Here is a 21,967-nt window from a genome sequence, read left to right on the forward strand (position 1 = left end):
ACGGCATGTGTTCAATGGGGGTATATGGATGGCTAAGGAATCTTCGAATTCCGCTTCTTCAGAAAAGAAGGCGGACGTAAATCTGATAGGTAACACAGAAGGAAACGGGCTGAACTTCATGGGAGTTCAGGCCCGCGAAAACGGAACCGCCGGCGACGCCGTCGGTGTCGACAAGATCCGTGACCTGCTGTTCGGCAACCAGATGCAGGACTATGACCGCCGTTTTTCCAAGCTTGAAGAACGGGTGTTGCAGCGCTTCAAGGATGTCGAGTCCGAGGCCAAGCGCAATCTCGAAATGTACGAGTCGAATGCAAAGAAGCAGATCGATTCGCTTGCAGGGCAATTGCGGAGCGAAAAAGATTCACGAGCCGATGCCGACAAGGAGATCGACCGGAATCTTCGCGAGCAAAACCAGGCTCTTGAAAAGCAGGTGCGCACGTTGTCGGATCAGTTAAGCGCGCTCGAGCGCGATGTTTCGGACCGGATAAATCGAAACGATCATTTGCTGCGTGAGGAAATCAAGCAGAAGAATGAAGGCGTTCAGATGCTGATCGAGAAGATGTTTGCCGACCTCAGCAACGTCAAGACCGACCGAAATCTTTTGGCTGGCCTGTTTGTCGAGGTTGCAAAGTGTCTCAATCAGGATCCCGTCGGGAGCAAGAGCAACTCGGACCGTAGCTGGAAAGTGAGTTGATGGGACCTTGACGTCCACCGTCGACCCATTCAACCTTCCGCAAAGAACAGCCTCGAACGATACAGAGATTGATCGCGAGGCTCTGGCTCGTCTTTTGATCGAAATTGCCCGGAACGTTGATCCGGACTACCGTGCGCAGTTCGAGGCGGTTCCAACCGCCGATCCGCGCATGGAAACGCTGCGGCAGTTGCTGGTCAGCCGCGAAATCTCCGAGCTTTCACGCGTCACGCATCTGCTCGACGAACCCGAGCAGCTTGCGGCGGCCGTGGGCGACGTTCTTCCCAGTGCTGCCGGACGAGCGCCTTACGCGCAACTCGGCGAGGCGCTTGCGCCAGCTGTCGAACGGGCTGTGCAACGGTCGATCCAGAAGAGCCCGCGCACGCTGACGGACATATTGTACCCGGTGTTTCTGCCGGCAATTCGCAAGTCGATCGGCGAAAAGATCGACCAGACCTTTCAGTCGCTGAATGAAACTCTAAGGCACATATTCACCTGGCACGGGCTCAAGTGGAGACTTGAAGCCTGGAGAACAGGGGCAAGCTTCTCGGCAGTTGTTCTGAAGCATTCCCTTGTCTACCGTGTGGAACATGCGTTTCTCATTCATCGGAATTCCGGCCTTTTGATAGCGCATGTAACTGCCGACAATGCGACGAGCGAAGATCCTCAGCTCATTTCTTCGATGCTCAGTGCGATTCAGGATTTTGTAAAAGACTCATTTAACGAGAAAGAGCAGAGCGGCCTGGACACAATCCGTTTCGGCGAGCTTCGTCTCTGGTCGGAAGTTGGACCGTTTGCGACACTGGTTTCGGTGATCCGGGGAAATCCGCCGGAGGAATTGCATGAAATCGTTCGCGATGTGTTGCTTCGCATCCATGAGCAATCCTCAGAGGCTTTAGAGCAGTTTGACGGCGACGGTTCGCAGCTGGCCTCTGTAGAGGCGCAGTTGCAGACCTGCGTCGAGCTCAAGCAAGAGGAATCAAACGACGGATTTCCGTGGCTGGTGGCGGCCGTTGCCCTGTTGCTCTTGAGTCTGGCAGGCGGTTGGTACTTTCTTTCCTGGCAATCAGCGCAGCGCTGGCAGGCTTACGTGTCGCGCTGGCAGGCTTACGTGTCGCGAGTGGAGGCCCAGCCGGGCATCATCGTTGCCGAACAGCAGGTACGCGATGGCCAGTTCTATATTGCCGGCCTGAGGGACCCGCTTGCCGTCGACCCGCAGTCGCTGTTGTCAGGCACGGGAGTCGATCCGGCCGGGGTTCATTCGCAATGGCAATTTTATCAGAGCCTTGAGCCGGAGTTCGTGCTGAAGCGGCTGACGGCGTCGCTGGCTCCGCCGGATTCAGTGCGACTTTCGATTGTCGATGGCCGCATCGTCGCCGAGGGTGAGGCTCCCGACACCTGGATCAGCCGGGCGCGCGCGGCGGCCCAGCAGCTTTCGGCAGGCGGGCCGGTCTTCGATATCTCGGGGGTTCGTGACGTAAGTCCCCAAGTGCGCGAGGCGGAGCGCTGGCACGCCTATGTGTCGCGACTGGAGACCCAGCCGGGCATCATCGTTGCAGACCAAAAGATAAGCGACGGCCAATTCTATATTGCCGGCCTGCGAGACCCGCTTGGCGCCGATCCGCAGTCGCTGTTGTCGGGAACAGAGGTCGATCCCGCCCGGGTTCATGCGCAGTGGCAGTTCTATCAGAGCCTTGAGCCGGAGTTCGTGCTGAAGCGGCTGACGGCGTCACTGTATCCGCCGGAAACAGTACGACTTTCGATCGTCGATGATCGCATCGTTGCCGAGGGTGAGGCTCCCGACACCTGGATCGATCGCGCGCGCGCGGCGGCCCGGCAGCTTTCGGCAGGCGGACCCGAATTCGACATCTCCAAGGTTCGTGACGTGAGCCCCGAAGCACGCGCGGCGGAGCACTGGCAGTATTATGTGTCGCGACTTGAGGCCCAACCGGGAATCATCGTCGCCCAACAAACGGCGAGGGGCGGACATTTCTATATTTCCGGCTTGAGAGACCCGCTTGCCGCCGACCCGCAAGCCCTGCTGTCCGGAACGGACGTTGATCCTGCCCGCGTTCATGCACAGTGGCAATTCTATCAGAGCCTTGATCCGAAGTTTGTGGTGAAGCGGCTGACGGCGGCGCTGTCCCCGCCGAAAACCGTTCAGCTCTCGATCATCCAGGGTCGCATTGTGGCCGCGGGTGAGGCTCCTGCCGGCTGGATCAACCGCGCGCGGGCCGCCGCTGAACAACTTTCGGCGGACGGAGTGGTTCTGGATGTCTCGCAGCTGCGTGAGCTGAACCTCGCAGAACTTAATCATTTGAGGCAGGCGATCCAGACGACCGATATTTTCTTCTCTTCCGGCAAGGTTGTGCCGGGACCCGAGCAGACGCCGGTTCTCGACAGGTTGGCGGATCAAATAAAGGAATTCGCCCAGAGTGCCCGCAATTCCGGCGTAACGGCGCGGTTTATGTTGACCGGGCATTCGGACACCACGGGCCGTGAGACGGCCAACGCGTCGATCAGCGCCGCCCGCGCCGAGACAGTTCGTGCGCTTCTCAACAAGCGCGGCGTTGCTCCCGAACTGCTGCTGGTTCGGGGCGCGGGCACTTTTGAGCCGGCTGTACCTGAAAACAGTCTAACCGGTAGCTCCACCAATCGCCGGGTTTCGATTACGGTAAACCTGGACTAGCGGAGCCCAACATGTTGCAAAAAAAGATCTGCATGCTGGGCGGCTTCGCCGTCGGAAAGACGAGTCTGGTCCGCAGGTTTGTGCAGAGCATCTTCTCAGAAACCTACTTGACCACCGTCGGAGTGAAAATCGACAAGAAAAGCGTCGCGCTCCCGGACAAAACCGTGGATCTGATTTTGTGGGATTTGGCCGGCGAGGACGATATCGGCTCATTCCGCGTCAGCTATGTTCGAGGTGCAACCGGGCTCGTGCTAGTCGTCGATGGAACCCGCGCTGCTACTCTTGCCGTGGCACTCACGCTGCGCGAACGGGTCGAGGCCGAATTCGGCGCCATGCCGTTCGTATTGCTGTTCAACAAGTCCGATCTGGCCGATCGGTGGGCGATATCGGATGGTGAGATCAACGAGTTGAGGCAACGTGGATGGCAAATCTATCTAACAAGTGCGCTTTCGGGCGAGCAGGTCGATGACGCCTTTCGTCAACTTGCCTTGATGGTCACCAAATAGACCATGCATGAATTGCCAAAAGAAGTCAGAAATTGGTTTTTCAATTTCTTCTTCGACGGGCACGCTGTCGCTTATCTGAAAATCGACGCTGAGCTTTGCATAGCTGCCAAGGGCGGTAATGTTGAACATTACGGGCTGTCATCGCTTCGCATCGGCAAGCCTGTTGCGGAGCAGCTTGAATTCATGGAAGGTTTGCTGCCTTGCCCGGAGCTTCCGTTTCGCATGGACATGGTTGAACTGCCCGGCGGGCGTGTCGCCGACCTCCATTTTTTTGCTGACAATGCGTTCGTGTGGCTGCTTTTTCTGGACGCCACTGCCGAACGAGACAACAGGCAGCGGCTTCAACAGAAGGCCTATGAAATGACGCTCCTGCAAGAGAGGGAGCGTCAACTCAACGAAAAATTGCAATCGACGAACGAGGCACTGAGAAAGAGCCAGGAGGGATTGGCGCGTGAATACCAGCGCGCCGAAAACCTGCTCCTCAACATTCTCCCGGCGTCGATCGCGGAGCGATTGAAAGCGCAAAAGAAAATTGCCGACAACCACGCAGAGGTGAGTGTGCTTTTTGCCGACATCGTCGGTTTTACGGAACGAGCGCGCAGCGTCGGAGCGGTGACGACGCTCGCTATTTTAAACTACTTCTTCAAGGCGGCGGATCGGCTCTCTGAGCGATACGGCTGCGAAAAGATCAAAACAATTGGCGATTGTGTGATGGTGGTCGCCGGCCTGCCCACGGCGCGATCCGATCATGCAAAGGCCCTCACGCGCTATGCGATTGAGCTGCGCAAAGCGGTCAAGCGGGAACGCTTCGCAGGAGAACCGATAAGGCTGAGAATTGGAATTCACTCAGGACCGATTGTCGCCGGCGTCATAGGCAAGAGGCGGTTCGCCTATGACCTGTGGGGTGAGACCGTTAATCTCGCCTCACGTATTCAAACGTCCGCGGAGCCCGATGAAATCCGTATTTCCGATGCAACTTACCAACTGCTTGGACCGAAATTTGCTTGCGACCCACTCGAGGAAACGGAATTGCGCGGTGCGGGTCGCGTGCGAATGTGGCGGCTCCCGAGCTGATCCGTCGCCTGCGGTGCGACCGTGGAGCGCCGATAGCGGCGCCCGAAAGCCATTGGCGTGACCTGATCTTGCGATCGCAAAGCACCCTTTGCGCTTGCCCGGAAGGCCTCTATTCTGGAGCACAGTGGCCGCTGGTGGGATAGAATGTCGGTACTGCCTTTTCTGAGAATCTACGCACCGCTAAATGCGGTGCTCGCTGCGCCTGGGCTTCTGGCGGTGGCTGCGCTCACGATGCCGAACATGTCCGGACGAAGCAGACTGGCTCTGGCTGCCGTGCTCGCTGTCATTTGGGCCGCCTATCTTCTGCAGATGGCCGAGACCCTGCTCAAGCGCTGGGCGGGAGACCTTCGGGACAGGACGCCGGCAATCACAATCGATGTGCTCGCGGTTTTGGTTCCACTCGCCGCATTCCTGCTCGACGGCACGCCCGACCGTAGCCTCTACTGTGCTGTCTGGCTGCTGAAACCGCTGCGCGACTCGACCTTCTTCCCGCTGCTTGGCAGGGTTCTGGCCAACGAAACGCGCAACCTGGTCGGCGTCACCACGGTCTTCGGCCTGGTTCTGTTCGGTGTCGCACTTGCGGCCTACGTCATCGAGCGCGACGTCCAACCGGAAAAGTTCGGCAGCATCCCCGAAACAATGTGGTGGGCGGTGGTCACGCTGTCCACTACCGGCTATGGCGACGACATTCCGCAAAGCTTCGCCGGCCGCGTTCTTGCCGGGGCTGTCATGATGTGTGGCATCGGCATCTTCGGGCTCTGGGCCGGCATTCTTGCCTCCGGCTTTTATCAAGAAGTCCGTCGCGAGGATTTCGTCCGCAATTGGCAATTGATTGCCGGCGTTCCGTTGTTTCAGAAGCTTGGCCCGGCCACGCTGGTCGAGATCGTGCGCGCGTTAAGACCTCGCACGGTGCCGACGGGCGCCGTGATCTGCCGCAGTGGCGAGACCGGTGATCGGATGTTCTTCGTCGTGGAGGGCCGCGTCAGCGTCGCGACGCCGAACCCGGTGGAACTTGGCCCTGGCGCCTTCTTCGGCGAGATGGCGCTGATCAGCGGCGAACCGCGTATGGCGACCGTCACTGCCGCAACTTCTGTCTCACTCCTGTCGCTGCACGCGGCGGATTTCCAGATGCTGTGCAGCAGCAGCCCGGAAATCGCGGAAATCATCCGCAGGACCGCGCTCGAGCGGCGCGGCGCGGCGCCGGTGGCTTGACCGTACAGCCGATGGTGGCCCGGCTGGAACTGGATGGTACGGCTCTATCGACCACGCGCGGAGGTTATGGACGGCACGTGGAAGTTCCCAGAGGCGTAGCCGGAGACCTAAACGTAGCCGATCCACTCTACCGGCGGCTCGTTGTTTGGCGCTGTGCGTCGACAGTTCCTGCCCCGCGGCCTTTCGGACGACCGGCTTTGGCTAAACTCTAATGCCTTAGAATCTTGCTTAGAAAAGCCCGGCTGCGGTCGGTCTTCGGGTCAGAGAAAAACGCCTCCGGCGTGCCGCTTTCGACGATGGCGCCGGCGTCCATGAACACCACGCGCTGCGCCACCTTGCGGGCAAAGCCCATTTCGTGCGTTACCACCATCATGGTCATGCCTTCCTCGGCCACCGCGACCATGACGTCGAGCACTTCGGAAATCATCTCGGGATCGAGCGCCGAGGTCGGTTCGTCAAACAGCATGATCTTGGGGCGCATGCCGAGGCAGCGCGCGATGGCCACACGCTGCTGCTGGCCGCCGGACAGCTGTGACGGGTAGGCGTTGACCTTGTCGGCGAGGCCGACCTTGGCCAGCAAGTCGCGCCCGGCCTGCTCGGCCTCGGCGCGGGGGATCTTGCGCACATGGATCGGCGCCAACGTGACGTTTTCCAGCGCCGTCTTGTGCGGGTAGAGGTTGAACGACTGGAAGACGAAGCCGATCTCGGTGCGCAGCTGCGTCATGTTGGTGGCGGGGTCGCCGAGGCGCTGGCCGTCGACGACGAGGTCGCCATCCTTGATCGCTTCCAGGCCGTTGATGCAGCGGATCAGCGTCGACTTGCCCGAGCCGCTCGGGCCGCAGACGACGACCACTTCGCGCGGCTCGACGCTGAGCGTGATGTCCTTCAGCACATTGAGCGAGCCGAACCATTTGTTGACGCCGCGAAAGTCGATCATGCCCGTTTTGGTCAGGTTTGGTTTGGTCGGGCTTGGATTGGTCATGGCGGTCGCCCTTTGGGGTTCGATGTCACAGCTGCACCTCGCCATGCGCCGCGCCCATGCGGCGCTCCAGCCGGCGGGCGAGCATGATCAGCGGATAGCAGACGACGAAATAGCCGACGCCGACCAGGAAGAAGACCAGCAGGCCGTTGGGCACACGCTGCACCACAAGCCAGCCGACGCGGGTGAGGTCGGTCAGCCCGATCGCCGAGACGACGGAGGAATCCTTGATCAAGAGTACATATTGCCCGACCAGCGGCGGCAGCACGATGCGCATCGCCTGCGGCAGCACCACCTGGCGCATGCGTTGCCAGCGCGACAGGCCGGACGCCAGCGCTGCCTCGACCTGGCCGGTCGGCACCGAGCGGATGCCGGCGGCGACGATCTCGCAGATGAAGCACGCGGCGAGGTTGGTGAGCGCGATGATGCCGGCCGTGAAGGCATCGAGCTCGATGCCGAATTCCGGCAGGATGAAGAAGATCAGAAAGATCTGCACCAGGAACGGCGTGCCGCGGATCAGGTCGACCCAGGCCCCGATCACGCTCGAGATCAGCCGGTTGCCGCCGGTGCGCAATATGCCGAGGCCGAAGCCAAGCAGCGTGCCCAGCACCAGGCTGATCGCCGACAGCATCACGGTCATGCCAAGGCCGCGCAAGGCGAGGGGATAGCTGCCGGCCAGGCTTTGCAGCTGTTGCCAGATCATGTGCTGCTCCTTGCCGGCTGCAGACCGAGCCAGCGACTGGACAGCCCCGCCAGTCCTTTGAGGCCGTAATAGAGCAGCAGATAGAAGGCGGCGATGGTGAGAAAGCCTTCCGCCGGCATGAAGCGGTCGGACGCCAGCAACTGGCCGGCGCGCGTCAGTTCGGAAACCGAGATCAGCGACAAAAGCGCGGAATCCTTGACCAGCACGATCGCCTGGCCGAGCAGCGGCGGGATCGTCACCTTGAAGGCTTGCGGCAGGATGACCAGGCGCATGCGCTGGACATAGGTCATTCCCGAGGCAACCCCGGCCTCGACCTGGCCGCGCGGGATCGACAGGATGCCGGCGCGGATGATTTCCGCGACATAGGCGCCGCTGTTCAGCGACAAAGCAATGATGCCGACGACGAGCTCGGGCAGGACGAAGCCGAGACGCGGCAGGCCGAAATAGAGGAAGTAGAGCTGCGCCAGCAACGGCGTGGCGCGCACGGCATCGATATAGCCCTTGGCCAGCACGCGAAACAGCCGGCCGCGCTGCAGGTTCATGGCGGCGAGCACGATGCCGACCGCCAGCGCGCCCGCAAAAGACAGCGCCGACAGCCACACGGTCGTGATCAGGCCCTGCCCGAACAGCGGCAGATATTCGACGATGGTGCGGAAGCTGAAATTTTCGAGCATAGCGGTGAATGGTGAATGGTGAATGGGCAGTAGTGAGTAGTGAGTAGTGAGTAGTGAGTAGTGAGTAGTGAGTAGTGAAGGGCGTCCGGAACGGACATTCACCATTCACTACTTCCTACTCACTACTTCCTGCTCCCTGCTTACCTCTGCTTAGTGATCCTTCTTCCAGGCGTCGGAATTGACCCAGTAGTCGAGGTTCTTCTGCAGGCGGCCGTCGATGCTGACCTGGTTGAGGAACAGGTTCATCCAGATCAACAGGTCCGGCTCGTCGTAGCGGGTGGCGAAGGCAAGCGGCTCCTTCGACAACAGGTCCGGCATGATGGTGAAGGTGCCGGCGGGATAGGCTGTCGACTGACCCTTGACCGCCGAGACGTCGTTGACGCCGCAATCGGCCTGGCCGTTGTTGATGGCATCGAGCAGCAGCGGGCCGCCGCCCTTGTAGCTCTTGATGTCGGCATCCGGGAAGGCGTTCTTGGCTTCCTTTTCGCCGGTGGCGCCCAACAGCACGGCGATCTTGGTGCCCTTGGCCTTGCAGTCCTCGGTGGTCTTGAACTTGCTGTCGGCCTTGGTGAAGACGGTGCTGCCCGTATACATGTAGGGCGTGGTGAAGGCGACCTTCATGCCGCGCGCCAGCGTCGGCGTCATGTCGGCGACGAGCAGATCGGCCTTGCCCGAAAGCAGCGCCGGGATCAGCCCGTCCCAATCATAGTCGAGGAAGGTGATCTTGACGCCCATTTCCTTGGCCATCAGTTCGGCGAGTTCGACCGAACTGCCGGTGCGCTCGCCATTGGCACCGACCAGCGAGAAGGGAGGTCCTTGCGTCTGCACCGCGACCCGCAGTTCGCCGCGCTTGGTGATCTCGTCGAGCGTTCCGGCACTGGCAGCAGCGGTCAGGCCCGCAAGCGCAAGTCCGGCGATGAAAAGCTTGGCAATCTTCATTTGGCATTCCTCCTGTTATCGTTGTTGTTCCACTTTGTTATTCCACCCTTTAGGGAGTTTTTTGAGCGGCGGCACCGTTTGCCGGCGGCAGCCATCGTTCGAAAATCGTCAGTCCCAGGCCACCGTTTCGGTCACCTTGATGCCACGCCTCGCCAGCTCGTCGAAGAAGGGTTCTTCCGGCACATGCAGCAGCGGGTTGAGCAGGCCAGGTGTGGCGATCTCGCGCCGCGCCAGCATCTGAGCCACGATGCTGGCGGGATAGCCGACGCCGAGGCTCATGCCGAACAGGCCTGATGCCACGTCGCGTTCGATGATCAGGTCCGACGTCACCGTTTTGGCGCGGCCGCCCTCGAGACCGGAAAAGACATTGCGCATCACGCAAAGGTCCTTCTCGTCGGCGCCATATTGCAGTTGCGGGCCGAGCAGACGGCCGAGAAATTCGCGTGGGCTGGCGCCGGTGCCGGGCACCTTGTCTTCGGAGAGGAAGCCGAGTTCCTTCAGCGGCGCCCAGAACGCCGACCATCCCGGCCAGCGCAGTGTATAGCGGCCCGAGCGTTGCAATCCCTTGGCGGCCGCCAGCATCTCGACGTAGTGCAGCGCGTCGCCATTGGGGAAAGCTTCCAGTCGGCCAAGGCCCGCGACCTCGATTTCGTGGATGAAGGGATTGTCGTGTTGCCGCCCGGCCGGCACTTCGACGCGCTTGCCATCCTCGATCATGACGCTGTCGCGGTTCTGGCTGACCAGAACCATGTCGAAATTCCAGCTCACCTTGTAGCACAGCGGCTTGGCCATCGCCTTCGGTTCGGGGATGCCGCCGCAATAGGAATCGATCGAAGAAATCGTAGAGAACTGCTTTGCGGCGCGCGCGTAGAGCACGAGGTCGATGCCGGGATCGAGCCCGCATTCGGTCATGATCGAAACGCCGGCCTGTTCAGCCTCTGGCCCCAGGTCGGCGATTGCCTTGCCGTAATTGGTAGTGACCAGCGGCGTGCGCGTTGCGATCGCGGCCTGCACCGCCTCGCGCATCAATGGCTGCGGCAACAGATCGATGATGGCGTCGACATCCGCCAGCACAGTGGTCAGCGCCGGACCGATCGCGCCTTCGGGCACGACGAAACGCACGCGGGAAAGATCGGTCAGGCCGGCAAGCCGGGCAGGGCCGTCAGCGGCTGTGTCGACGCAGACGATTTCCTCGACACCGGCGCTGGCGACGAGATCGGCGATGGCCGCCCGTCCCTGCAGGCCGAGGCCGCCGAGAACAGCTATTCTCATGCCGGCTCCTTGCGTGACGGTGTTTCTTCCGACCAGCAGCCTTCGGGAAGGCTGACCCATTTGTTGCATGAAGCCATGACGACGAAGGTTTCGCTGCGCACGACTTCGCCGGGAATGCCGGCGCCGGGGATCAGCTCGCTGGTGATGCGGTAGAGGTCGGCGACATCGCCGGCCACGGTGACATCGACAATGATATCGAAGCGCCCGGTGACCACCGAGGCCGAGTTGACGAAAGGCAGTTCGGCAATGCGCTGCGCCAGTTCCCGGGCGCGGCCACGTCCCTGAGCGTTGATGCCGACAATGGCCGAGATCAACTCGGGGCGTTCGGTCAGATTGAGCAGCCCGACGATCTTCAAGAGGTTGCGGTCGAGCAGATTGCGCAACCTTGAGCGCACCGTCGGCACCGAGATCGCCATCGTCTCGGCGAGCCGATTGATGCCGGGCTGGGCATCCTGCGACAACAGCTTTACCAGCCGTCGATCGGTTTGATCGAGATGCTCACGCAAAAGGCAAGGCTTTCATAAAGGAGAAAAATGTGGTGGAATTTCTTCCTGATATGAAAATAGCCTACGAGATATTTATAGTAACAGCAAGAGGTGAGTTTGTTGCTACGCTGATCGAATGGACTGGAACATCGCTACCGCCGCAGCTGTCAGCGCCGCATTGCCGGATGCCGCCGCGCCATCCGGCAGATGCTTCCCATCCTCCAGCCCGACTCGCGTCGACCAGTTGCGATCCGCGGCACGGCGCACGAACGGCCACACCGTCGCGTTCTCGCCATGCAGCAGGATGGCACGGCGAATGCCGGCGCGCTCCAGGACCTGTTCGATGCCGCCGGCGACCGCAAAAGCCTCGTCTAGCGTCTGCTCGGAAATCTCGATCAGGACGCGCAGCACGCGCCCGCCATGGTCGAGGCTGACGAGGCGCTCGGCGTCGGCGACCGAGGCCAGACCCGCCTCGATGCCGATGCCGCGCTGGCGCAGGCTCTCCATGACGATGGGTGCCGCCGCCTCGCTGAGATTGACGGAGGCATAGTCCGGCAATTCGCGCCAGCCGGCGATGGCGACCAGCGTGCTTGTATCGTCATTCTCGATCCAGGCGCCGGTGGAGACGCCGATCAGCGTACCGGGGCAGGCACGGCGCAGCCCTGCGATGGTCGGATCCATCGCTGCCGGCGCAAGGCTCTCGCGGCGGTCCGCGCTGCGGGCATGGACATGCAGCTCAGCTGCGCCCGCGGCAATCGAAGCCGCCCCGTCGCGCGCCATAGCGTCGGAGTCGAGCGGCAGTGTGGGGTGAAAATCGGCGGCGCGCGCGCCATTGATGCAGGCCTGGACGATCATGGCTCTCGCGATCCTGTTGCGGATCGCGCGAGCCTACCGCAGGGCAGGGCGGAGAGGGAACGGGCGTGGTGAAGATTGCTGACAGGGTGCCGCTTCTGCGGAGGTTGCGGTATCGGCCCAGGACATACCATATAGCGGGACAGGACACGCCACGGGCGATCCTTACCCCTTTGCCGGACTGCCGGCCAGAAGGATTTGCGATGGCTGAGTTGAAGGTCAGGACCCGTGTCACCGGCGCGACGGCGACGCTTCAGCCAGGCGGCTTGCCGGCTGTCACGACGCCGACCGGCGGCGCGGTCGACGTAGTCACCGGCGTGAGCGCGCCGGGCTTCAATCCGCTCGACCTGCTCTACGCCTCGCTCGCCGCCTGCATGGTTCTGAGCGCGCGCATCGCCGCCTCGCGCCTCGGGGTTGCCGCCGAGCTTGGCGAGGTGCGCGCCGAAGTCAGCGGCGAGAAAGCCAAGGACGAGCCGTCGCGCGTCGAAAGGCTCAACATCAGGCTCGACATTGCAGGCGATCTCGACGCGGCGACGAAACAGCGGATCGTCGAGGACGCCGAGGCGATCTGCACGGTGTCCAACACGCTGCGCGCCGCGCCGCACTTGCATACGACGCTTGGGTGAGGGTGTCGCAGAATGCCTCCCTACCACCAACCAAGGACCGTCCCATGGCCATGATCCCGCCGATCGACTACGCCTCGGCATCGCAAGAGATCCGCGCCGAGCACGACAGGGAACTTGGCCTGCGCGGGCGCATGACCAACATGAAGCGCATCCTGCTGCATTCACCGGCGGCCCACCGCATCTATGCCGAATGGTTCGCCCTGCGCGATCTGCTCAAGCCCACGCTCGACGACCGCGCCATCTGGCTGTTGTCGCTGGCGGTCTCCGAGAGATGCCGCGCCGAGATACCGCTTACCTTCTTCCGCCGCGCGCTGATCGATGGTGGCCTTGATCCCGAGGCAATCCAGCCAACTTCCGACGAGGCGTTGCTGATCGAATTTGGCAAGGCAGTCGCCGCCGATGCCAACGCCGTTCCCGACGATGTCTGGGCGGCAATCAAGGCTCGCTACGACGACACACTGCTGGTCAACCTCGTCGCCTTCGCCGGCGTCATGGTGGCGACCTGCTTGTTCACGAATGCGGTGCGCGTTGATCTCGACCCGGAGCTGGAGGTGTATCGCAAGCGGTGAAGCGCGTTTTCCCTTCTCCCACAGGGGGCGAAGGGGAAGATCGCGCTTCACCTCGCAGGAATCGGGTGGTTCACGCCCGCCGTTCGCCCCACTTTGATCACATCAAAGGAGGCATCGATGACCATCCATTCGATAAGCACCAAACGCGCAGCCCATTCGGCCGAAGCGCGCGTCGCAGCGCAGGACTGGAGTGCTCTGATCGGCGAACTGAACAGCCACGGCAGCACCGTCATGCCGGCGCTGCTTTCACCCGAGGAGTGCACCGAGATCGCCGGTCTCTATCCGCATGAGGACCATTTCCGCAGCCATGTGGTGATGGCCCGCCATGGCTTCGGCAAGGGCGAGTACCGCTATTTCCGCTATCCGCTGCCGGATCTGGTCGGTGGCCTGCGCACCGCGCTCTATCCCAGGCTGGCCGGCGTCGCCAACGACTGGAACGAACGCATGGGCGCGGCACGGCGCTATCCCGATGACCACGCCGCCTTCCTCCAGCTTTGCCACGAAAGCGGCCAAACGCGGCCGACGCCGCTTCTCCTGCAATATGGCCCCGGCGACTTCAACTGCCTCCATCAGGACCTCTACGGCGATCTCGCTTTTCCCCTGCAGGTGGCGATCCTGTTGTCGCAGCCCGGCGAGGATTTCACCGGCGGCGAATTCGTCCTGACCGAACAGCGCCCGCGCATGCAAAGCCGTGCCGAAGTGGTGCCGCTGACCCGGGGCGATGCGGTGATCTTTGCTGTCCACAACCGCCCGGTGCAAGGCACGAAAGGCCATTACCGCGTCAACCTCAGGCACGGCGTCAGCCGCCTGCGCTCCGGCAGGCGGCATACAGTGGGGATCATTTTCCACGACGCGAAGTGACAATTCGTCGGACACAGCCAAAGCACCTCACTACCGCTGCTTATTGACATGGCGAGTTCGGCGGAACAGTCTCCGCTTGTGTAAGAGAGGGGAATTTATGAAACGATCCTATGAGAAGCCGACACTCGTCAGACGGGGCAAGCTCGCCTCGCTCGCCGCCCAGCAGGTGCCGTCAATAGAAGCGGAAGTGCCCGCACCGAACTGAGTACAGAAGCTGGTTCAAAAACAGCCCGTTGCGCAAAATCGCGCGGCGGGCTGTTTTGCATTCTGGAGGTGCGGACCGCAGCGGCTTTTGCGCGCGGCGTCAAATGGGCGCTTCCTCTGGCGCGGCCGATCGCGTAAGGGCCGAGGAAAATCCTCCAAGGTTCTTCCAGTCGCATGATCCGTCTTGAAAGCATCAGCAAGCAGAACGGCCGCCAGCTTGTCTTCATCGAGGCCTCGGCCTCGCTACAGAAGGGCGAGAAGGTCGGCCTTGTCGGCCCGAACGGCGCCGGCAAGACGACGCTGTTTCGCATGATCACCGGCCAGGAACAGCCTGACGAAGGCCAGGTGCAGGTCGATCGCGGCGTCACCATCGGCTATTTCAGCCAGGATGTCGGCGACATGGCCGGCCGCAGTGCTGTGGCCGAAGTGATGAACGGCGCCGGGCCGGTCAGCGACGTGGCGGCCGAAATGGCGGAACTCGAGGCGGCCATGGCCGATCCCGACCAGGCCGACCGGATGGATGAGATCATCGAGAAATATGGCGAGGCGCAGCACCGTTTCGAGGAACTCGACGGCTATGCGCTGGATGGCCGCGCCCGCGAAGTGCTCGACGGCCTCGGCTTTTCCCAGGAAATGATGGATGGCGATGTCGGCAAGCTGTCCGGCGGCTGGAAGATGCGCGTCGCGCTGGCCCGCATCCTGTTAATGCGGCCCGACGTGATGCTGCTCGACGAGCCGTCGAACCATCTCGATCTCGAAAGCCTGATCTGGCTGGAGCAGTTCCTGAAGGGTTATGAGGGCGCGCTGCTGATGACCTCGCACGACCGCGAGTTCATGAACCGCATCGTCAACAAGGTGGTCGAGATCGACGCCGGTTCGCTCACCGCCTATTCCGGCAATTACGAATTCTACCAGCAGCAGCGGGCGATCGCCGACAAGCAGCAGCAGGCGCAGTTCGAGCGCCAGCAGGCCATGCTGGCCAAGGAGATCGCTTTTATCGAGCGCTTCAAGGCGCGGGCGTCACACGCCGCCCAGGTGCAGAGCCGGGTGAAGAAGCTCGACAAGATCGATCGTGTCGAGCCGCCCAAGCGCCGTCAGATCGTGAATTTCGATTTTCAGCCGGCGCCGCGCTGCGGCGAGGATGTCGTGACGCTGAAGAACGTCCACAAGGGATATGGCAGTCGCTCGATCTATGAGGGGCTGGATTTCCAGGTCCGCCGCCGCGAGCGCTGGTGCATCATGGGCGTCAACGGCGCCGGCAAGTCGACGCTGCTGAAGCTGGTTGCCGGCGCGTCTGACCCGGATGCCGGCACAGTTGCTCGGGGGCCGAGTGTGAAAATGGGCTATTTCGCCCAGCACGCCATGGAGGTGCTGGAGGGCGAACGCACCGTGTTCCAGACGCTGGAGGACGCGTTTCCGCAAGCCGGCCAGGCGCCGCTCAGGGCACTCGCCGGCTGCTTCGGCTTTTCCGGCGACGAGATCGAGAAGAAATGCCGGGTGCTGTCGGGCGGCGAAAAGGCGCGCCTGGTAATGGCGCTGATGCTGTTCGACCCGCCCAACCTGCTGGTGCTGGACGAGCCGACCAACCATTTGGACATCGCCACCAAGGAGATGCTGATCACGGCGCTGTCGCAATACGAAGGCACCATGCTGTTCGTCTCGCACGACCGCCATTTCCTGGCCGCACTCTCCAACCGCGTGCTGGAACTGACGCCCGAAGGCATCCACACCTATGGCGGCGGCTATACCGAATATGTGGAGAGGACCGGGCACGAGGCGCCGGGGCTGCGGACCTGACGCAGGTCCTGCGTCCAGGATTTGTCAGCTCGCCGCCAGCCATTTGCGCGACTGCGCGAAGGCCTTGAAGGCTTTGGCATCCATCGGGTAGCCGAACAGGAAGCCTTGCAGGATGTCGCAGCCAAGCTCTTTCAGGATGCGCGCGTGCTCCATCGTCTCGACGCCCTCGGCGATCACTTCGATCCCGAGCGACTTGCCGATGTCGATGATGGACGACACAAGCTGCCGCTGTGCGGTTGAGCTGGTGATGGGGGTGACCAGCTGGCGGTCGATCTTGAGGCGACGGGGCCGCAACTTCAACAGCGAGACGATCGAGGCATGCCCGGTGCCGAAATCGTCGATCTCGACGTCGATGCCGAGCCCCTTGATGTGTTCGATGTTCCAGCTGACCAGCTCGTCGTTTTCGTCGAGGAAAATCGACTCCACCAGTTCGAACGACACGGTCCCTTCCTTGATGGGAAGCTTGCGCAAACCCTTGATCAGATCCCTGTCTTCCAGGCGCCTGGCGGAAACGTTGACCGAGACGCGCGGGATGTTGAGGTGGCTGCGCGACCAACGCTCAAAATTATCGAGCGCCTGCTCCAGGACGGTGCGGTCGATAAGCGCCACGACATTAAGTTCTTCAGCCACCTTGATGTAGGCGTCGGGAGTCAGCATGCCGCGTTGCGGATGATCCCAACGCGACAGCGCCTCGACGCCAACGATCTCCAGCGTCTTGGCGTCGAACTGCGGCTGATAGTAGACGATGAATTCGTTCCGCTCGAGCCCGCCCAGAATCTCGTCGGCGGTCTGCTTGGTCCGCACGATCTCGCTCTGCAGCTCTTCGTTGAAAAACTCGTAGCGGTTGCGGCCGCGGCCTTTCGCCCGGTACAGCGCCAGATCGGCATTGACAAGCAACTGCCTTGCATCGACGCCGCTATTGGCCGCAATGCCGATGCTGACGCCGAACCGGCACTGGTGACCCAGATAGTCGACCGGCTGGCGCATCGCATCGATAATGTGGTCGGCCAGCGCGGCGAGTTCCTTGTCGTCGCGTCCATGGCTCAGCACGACAAACTCGTCGCCGCCGATGCGCGCAACGAAATCGGCACTGCCGACGCTGGCCTTGATGACTTTCGAAGCATGCACCAGCAATGCATCGCCCGCTGCATGGCCGAGCGTGTCGTTGATCTGCTTGAACCGGTCAAGGTCGAGATGCAGCAACGCCGCGCGGCCGTCGGCTTCGCGGTTTTCGGCAAGCATCTCGTCCAGATACCGACGGTTGGGCAGACCGGTCAGCGAATCATGCATCGCGACATGCTCGATGCGGGCTTTGGCCAGGTTCAGTTCGGCATTTTTCGATTCTGAAAGGCGACGTTCACGCACGAGATTCTCGTTGAGCAGCACGTCGCCTGTCACATCCCATTCGGCGCCGATCATTTTTGGCGTGCCGTCGATGTCCCGGAAGAAACTGGCGCGGGTGCGCACATGGCGAATGGTGCCGTCCGGCCGCAGGAGCCGATACTGCGAAGAGTAGGGGCCTTGTGTTGCAACAGCCGAATCGAAATCTGCTTTAGCCCGTTCGAAGTCTTGGGGATGGATCGCCAGCGCCCAGTCGTCATAGCTACGGGTCTTGCCGCCGCCGGGTTTGCCATAGATTTCGTTGATGCGGTCGTCCCATACGAGTTCGTTGCTGACGGTATCGTGCTCCCACACGCCTATAGCAGAGGCTTCCAACGCCAACTCCAGCCGGCGGGACAGGCGCCTCAACTCGGCGTCACTTTTCTGCCGCTCACCGAAAAGACGTCCTGCCACGAGGATCGGCAGCACCACCAGCGCGCCGGCAAGCGCCATGAGCAGACGCAACAGCCACTCATTTTTCGGAGCGGTCGGCCAGCCGCCCTTCGGTATGGCTGAAATTTGCCAGGAGCCTGAAGGCAATTGCACCTCTGCCATCACCGGATTGCCGGACACGACATTATCGCCGCCGAAGAACAGTTCCCCGCCGCCGCCGAGCGCATCCTTGCCGATAAGCGCCACATCGATATCCAGATCAGGGTCGGTCAGTCCGCTGGCAGCGTAGAGCCGATCGACATCGATCACGGCCGAGACGATACCCCAGAAACGGTCGCCGCCGCCCGCCGTCGGCACGAAGACCGGGATACGGCCGATGAAGCCACGTCCGCCTTGCGCCAGTTTGACCGGCCCGGCGAGCACCAGCGCGCGCTGGTCACGGGCGCGAAGCGCGGCCATGCGTTGCGTATCGCTCTTGCGGTAGTCCAGCCCGATGGCTTTTTCATTGCCTTCCAGCGGATATATCAGCGCGATGACGAGGTCGGGCGCACCGGCAATATCGCGCAACTGCGATTTTTGCTCGAACAGATTGCGGGCGAGTGCCGCAAATCTTTGCTGGCCCATATAGGGCTCGGTAACGATTGTCGAAACGAGACCCTGAACCAGCTGGAGATTGCCGCCTATGTTGCCTTCGAGCTTGGCACGTATGATGTTGACCTTGGCCAGGACGTCGGCGCGCGCCAGCTGATCGGAGACCTCTCTGTTCCTCTGGTCGGCAACCAGGGCGCAGACGAGAAGCACGACAAAGGCAATCGCCGCCGGCAAGTTGGCGGAAGAAAAAACGGCCCGTTTAAACCGGCCGGAATTGAGCATTGCGCCTGCCAACTCGATCCGAAGACCTTTCCAGGACAGTAGTCCTTCGGTCGACCATAGTAGCTAAAGCTTAAATTTGAGCTTCGAGACGAATCCGAGAACAAACGGTAAGCTTTTGGTTGCCAGGGTCCAGCCGAAATCTGAATGACTGTCCGAAAGTAGGACGCCAGGTTGCAGAGTTCTGCAACCCAGCGGCGAAGTCATATTCGCCTCAGATTGCAACAAGCCGCCTGATCTTGCCGCGCGGGCCCTTGCGGGAGGCTTACTTCCCAGCCATTTGATCGGCCAGCGCCTGCGCCTGGGCGAGCAGCGCCGGGAAAGCCGGGTCAGCCGGCAGGCGCTGCGCCATGCAGGCCCGGTAGTCGCTGTCGCCCTTGTCCCAGGCGGCGTTGGAGGACTCGAACGCTTTTTCGTCCTTCAGGTCCGATGCCTGGTAGGCCTCCTGGAATTTCTGCGCGGCGGCGTCCGCAGCAGCCCACACGGCGTCGCAGGCGGCGAACTTCGGAACGGCAGGGGCTGCCGGCGCTGCGACAATTCTCACGCTGTTGCCTTTGACGAGCGTAACGATGACTTCCTGCTCGTAGATCGGCCCGACGTCCTGCGTCCAGCCGCCGAGCCGTGCGAAGGCGATGTCGGCGCCTTCGGGCTTCTTCAATGGAAAGTCGAGTGTTCCCTCGAAGGCGGCGTCGCTGTTGATCGCCTGGGTGTAGAAGGCATCGAGCTTAAGCGCCTCATCGATGCCGGCGGGCAGTTTGAAACTCTCGTCGGTCTCGGCGGTCCTGGACTGGAGCCAGCGCTCCAGCAGCCCTCGCGTCGTTGCCACTAGGCTGGGGCCGTCGTCGCCCTTGGTGTATCGCAGCCCATCGAGCATGCCATAGCCGATATCGGAGTCGCTGAGGCTTTCGATATTGATTGTGCCGGTTGGCGGAAAGTCCTTGACCGCCAGCGGCCCGATAATGCCGGCAAGACGCTGCTGGAGGTCGGCCAAGGCCTTCTCGTTCTCAGCGTCGATGGTCTCGATTGCCGCGTTCGCGCTGTTCAGCGCCGCGATATCAGCCATCGCCTTGTCACGCGCGGCGACATAGTCGTCCTCCGGCGAGGCCGCGAAAGCCACGCTGCTCACCAGCGCAAACAGAAACGTCCAGACCCACCGCATGATATAAACCCTGCTCTACGTTCGATTCCAAGGATACATGACAACATTGGGCTGAAAAAAGACGGCGTTGGAGCTGCAGATCTCTCCCCTTGATGGGGAGATGGCCGGCAGGCCAGAGGGGGTCGCCGCGCGTGAAGCGCTGACTCCTTTTGCAGCGCGAGACGACGTTAGCGCTTCACGCGCAACGACCCCCTCTGTCGCCTTCGGCGACATCTCCCCCTCGAGGGGGGAGATTGGCGCCTAGTCACGCCTTGCGCTTCTCCACCTCCGCCTTCCTCAGCAGGAAGCGCTGGATCTTGCCGCTCGGGGTCTTCGGCAGTTCGGTGATGAACTCGACCTCGCGCGGGTAGGCGTGCGCCGACAGCCGTTTCTTGACGTGCTGGGCAAGCTCTTCGGCGAGGTCGGGGTTGCCCTTGTAAGCCGGCACCAGCACGACGAAGGCCTTGACGATCTCTGTGCGCTGCGGATCGGGTACGCCGACCACGGCCGCCTCGTTGACCGCCGGATGCTCGATCAGCGCGCTTTCGAAGTCGAACGGGCCGATGCGATAGCCGGCCGAAGTGATGACATCGTCGGCGCGGCCGATGAAGGAGACCGAACCGTCCGGCTCGTACTCCACCGTGTCGCCCGTGCGGTAGTAGCCGCCCCTGATCGCCGGCGTCTCGGCTTGGTGATAGCCGTCGAACCAGCGCAGCGGCGACTTCGCGATGTCGACGGCGAGGATGCCGGGCTGGTTGGGGCCGAGCTCGTTGCCGGCCTCGTCCAGTACCACCATGCGATATCCGGGCATGGCGAAGCCGGCCGAGCCCGCGCGAACGACATGCGAGAGCCCATGATGGTTGTTGACCATCATGCCGTTCTCGGTCTGGCCGTAATGGTCGTGAATGGGCGCGGCGAGATTTGCGTCGAACCAGCGGATGACTTCCGGGTTGAGCGGCTCGCCGGCGCTGCTCACCACGCGCAGTCTGCCTTTGACGCGGGCCGCAGCTTCCGCGCCTTCCGCCATCAGCAGGCGATAGGCGGTCGGCGAGCCGGCAAGGCTGGTGACGCCGAGCCGCTCGATGATGTCGTAAGTGCTCTTGGCGTTGAAGGCGCCTTCATGGAAGGTCGTGGCGATGCCGAGCTGCAACGGGCCGGTGATGGCGTAATAGAGGCCGTAGGCCCAGCCGGGGTCGGCGATGTTCCAGAAGATGTCGTCGGGCAGCAAGCCGATCGCGTCACGCATATAGGCGCCGAAGGCGAGCAGGGCGCGGAGCGGCACCGGCACGCCCTTGGGCAGGCCGGTCGTTCCCGACGTCGACATCATCATGAACAAGTCGTCGCCCTTGCGCATCACCGGCTGGCAGTCGGGCGAGGCGGCGGCAAGCGCGGCGCGGAAATCGATGTCGCCTGCAGGCAGCACATCGCCATTGCCAAGAATGGTGGCGATTTGCGCTGATGTCTCGACCTCGTCGAGCTTACCGCGATCGGCCGGGTTGGTCACCACGATCCTGGCGCCGCTATAGCCGAGGCCGTGCTCGATGGCTTTCGGACCGAAGGCGGTGAACAGCGGCTGGTAGACCGCGCCGATGCGCCACGTCCCGAGGATCAGCGCCACCAGTTCGGGGACGCGCGGCAGCATGCCGGCGACGACATCGCCGGCACCGACGCCGGCGGCCTTGAGCACATTGGCGGCGCGCCCCGACATGTCGGCGAGATCGTCGAAGATGAATTCGCGAAGCTCGCCGCCGGCCGAGATCGCGCGCAGCGCCAGCCGGTCTTCTCCGGTGTAGCGGCCGCAGCATTCGACATAGGCATTGATGCCGGTTCCAGGGTTGCCATACAACCGCGCGATCTCATCTTCGATGCGAAAGCGCTGAACGGCATCCTCATAACGCGGCATTTTGCTCATGGCGATCCTCCCTAGGCGGCGCCCATCTCCCCTTGGAGCGCCTTATCGGTGAGATTGCCTGAAATTGCTGCGCTGGTCGATTACGGCGATAGTCGGGGGATGCGAAGGATCGCAGCGCAGCGACAATCCGCGCCGAGCCAC

19 protein-coding genes are annotated in these 21,967 nt (G+C 62.0%); 9 read left to right on the top strand and 10 right to left on the bottom strand.

What is annotated here, in order from left to right; all coding sequences use genetic code 11:
• Window positions 1-28 precede the first annotated feature (28 nt).
• The 5 genes from NLY37_RS03620 (at window position 29) to NLY37_RS03640 (ending at window position 6,172) form a co-directional block, all read left to right on the top strand.
• Complete coding sequence (locus NLY37_RS03620) at window positions 29-694, top strand: hypothetical protein (protein ID WP_023670314.1); 666 nt, start codon at window positions 29-31, stop codon at window positions 692-694.
• A gap of 7 nt (window positions 695-701) precedes the next feature.
• Window positions 702-3,380 carry an OmpA family protein gene (locus tag NLY37_RS03625; protein ID WP_286441532.1) on the top strand — a complete coding sequence of 893 codons (2,679 nt, stop codon included), beginning with the start codon at window positions 702-704 and terminating at the stop codon, window positions 3,378-3,380.
• 11 nt (window positions 3,381-3,391) lie between these two features.
• Entirely contained in the window at window positions 3,392-3,886 is a 495-nt protein-coding gene (locus NLY37_RS03630) for a Rab family GTPase (RefSeq protein WP_023670316.1), read from the top strand.
• 3 nt (window positions 3,887-3,889) lie between these two features.
• Window positions 3,890-4,960 (top strand): adenylate/guanylate cyclase domain-containing protein, encoded by a 1,071-nt coding sequence (locus tag NLY37_RS03635; protein WP_023742354.1) that lies wholly within the window; start codon window positions 3,890-3,892, stop codon window positions 4,958-4,960.
• Between the two features lie 144 nt (window positions 4,961-5,104).
• Window positions 5,105-6,172 (top strand): cyclic nucleotide-gated potassium channel, encoded by a 1,068-nt coding sequence (locus tag NLY37_RS03640; protein ID WP_023742355.1) that lies wholly within the window; start codon window positions 5,105-5,107, stop codon window positions 6,170-6,172.
• Window positions 6,173-6,380: 208 nt separating this feature from the next.
• Here the strand turns inward: NLY37_RS03640 and NLY37_RS03645 are convergent, their stop codons facing one another.
• From NLY37_RS03645 to NLY37_RS03675, 7 genes are all read right to left on the bottom strand, one after another.
• Entirely contained in the window at window positions 6,381-7,154 is a 774-nt protein-coding gene (locus tag NLY37_RS03645) for an amino acid ABC transporter ATP-binding protein (protein WP_502882091.1), read from the bottom strand.
• Between the two features lie 25 nt (window positions 7,155-7,179).
• Window positions 7,180-7,854 carry an amino acid ABC transporter permease gene (locus NLY37_RS03650; protein ID WP_023684787.1) on the bottom strand — a complete coding sequence of 225 codons (675 nt, stop codon included), beginning with the start codon at window positions 7,852-7,854 and terminating at the stop codon, window positions 7,180-7,182.
• Window positions 7,851-8,528: an amino acid ABC transporter permease gene (locus tag NLY37_RS03655; RefSeq protein WP_023742356.1), complete on the bottom strand. Its 678-nt coding sequence runs from the start codon at window positions 8,526-8,528 to the stop codon at window positions 7,851-7,853. Before NLY37_RS03655 ends, NLY37_RS03650 begins: the two co-directional genes overlap by 4 nt.
• Before the next feature lie 150 nt (window positions 8,529-8,678).
• A complete protein-coding gene (locus NLY37_RS03660; protein ID WP_023742357.1) occupies window positions 8,679-9,467 on the bottom strand; it encodes an ABC transporter substrate-binding protein in 789 nt (262 codons plus the stop codon).
• A 108-nt stretch (window positions 9,468-9,575) separates the two neighbouring features.
• Window positions 9,576-10,739: a saccharopine dehydrogenase family protein gene (locus tag NLY37_RS03665; RefSeq protein WP_023742358.1), complete on the bottom strand. Its 1,164-nt coding sequence runs from the start codon at window positions 10,737-10,739 to the stop codon at window positions 9,576-9,578.
• The gene (locus NLY37_RS03670) at window positions 10,736-11,245 is read right to left on the bottom strand and encodes an Lrp/AsnC family transcriptional regulator (RefSeq protein WP_023670324.1); all 510 of its coding nucleotides are present in this window, start codon (window positions 11,243-11,245) and stop codon (window positions 10,736-10,738) included. The genes NLY37_RS03665 and NLY37_RS03670 overlap by 4 nt, the downstream gene beginning before the upstream one ends.
• A gap of 102 nt (window positions 11,246-11,347) precedes the next feature.
• A complete protein-coding gene (locus NLY37_RS03675; RefSeq protein ID WP_023689036.1) occupies window positions 11,348-12,079 on the bottom strand; it encodes a 3-keto-5-aminohexanoate cleavage protein in 732 nt (243 codons plus the stop codon).
• Between the two features lie 200 nt (window positions 12,080-12,279).
• Here NLY37_RS03675 and NLY37_RS03680 point away from each other — a divergent pair, with 200 nt between their 5' ends.
• The 4 genes from NLY37_RS03680 (at window position 12,280) to NLY37_RS03695 (ending at window position 16,133) form a co-directional block, all read left to right on the top strand.
• Window positions 12,280-12,702, top strand: a complete 423-nt coding sequence (locus NLY37_RS03680; RefSeq protein WP_023742359.1) for an OsmC family protein — start codon at window positions 12,280-12,282, stop codon at window positions 12,700-12,702.
• A gap of 44 nt (window positions 12,703-12,746) precedes the next feature.
• Window positions 12,747-13,271, top strand: a complete 525-nt coding sequence (locus tag NLY37_RS03685) for a carboxymuconolactone decarboxylase family protein (protein WP_023742360.1) — start codon at window positions 12,747-12,749, stop codon at window positions 13,269-13,271.
• A gap of 117 nt (window positions 13,272-13,388) precedes the next feature.
• Window positions 13,389-14,132 (top strand): 2OG-Fe(II) oxygenase, encoded by a 744-nt coding sequence (locus NLY37_RS03690; RefSeq protein WP_023715114.1) that lies wholly within the window; start codon window positions 13,389-13,391, stop codon window positions 14,130-14,132.
• 378 nt (window positions 14,133-14,510) lie between these two features.
• Window positions 14,511-16,133 (top strand): ABC-F family ATP-binding cassette domain-containing protein, encoded by a 1,623-nt coding sequence (locus NLY37_RS03695; RefSeq protein WP_023742361.1) that lies wholly within the window; start codon window positions 14,511-14,513, stop codon window positions 16,131-16,133.
• Between the two features lie 24 nt (window positions 16,134-16,157).
• On the opposite strand, the gene NLY37_RS03700 is transcribed toward NLY37_RS03695, so the two are convergent.
• The 3 genes from NLY37_RS03700 to NLY37_RS03710 all read right to left on the bottom strand — a co-directional run bounded on the left by NLY37_RS03700 (window position 16,158) and on the right by NLY37_RS03710 (window position 21,826).
• Window positions 16,158-18,779: a bifunctional diguanylate cyclase/phosphodiesterase gene (locus tag NLY37_RS03700; RefSeq protein ID WP_023742362.1), complete on the bottom strand. Its 2,622-nt coding sequence runs from the start codon at window positions 18,777-18,779 to the stop codon at window positions 16,158-16,160.
• 262 nt (window positions 18,780-19,041) lie between these two features.
• Complete coding sequence (locus NLY37_RS03705; RefSeq protein ID WP_023733931.1) at window positions 19,042-19,935, bottom strand: hypothetical protein; 894 nt, start codon at window positions 19,933-19,935, stop codon at window positions 19,042-19,044.
• 244 nt (window positions 19,936-20,179) lie between these two features.
• Window positions 20,180-21,826, bottom strand: a complete 1,647-nt coding sequence (locus tag NLY37_RS03710) for an acyl-CoA synthetase (RefSeq protein ID WP_023733933.1) — start codon at window positions 21,824-21,826, stop codon at window positions 20,180-20,182.
• Window positions 21,827-21,967 lie beyond the last annotated feature (141 nt).

Source organism: Mesorhizobium sp. C395A, assembly GCF_030323205.1.
GTDB lineage: Bacteria > Pseudomonadota > Alphaproteobacteria > Rhizobiales > Rhizobiaceae > Mesorhizobium.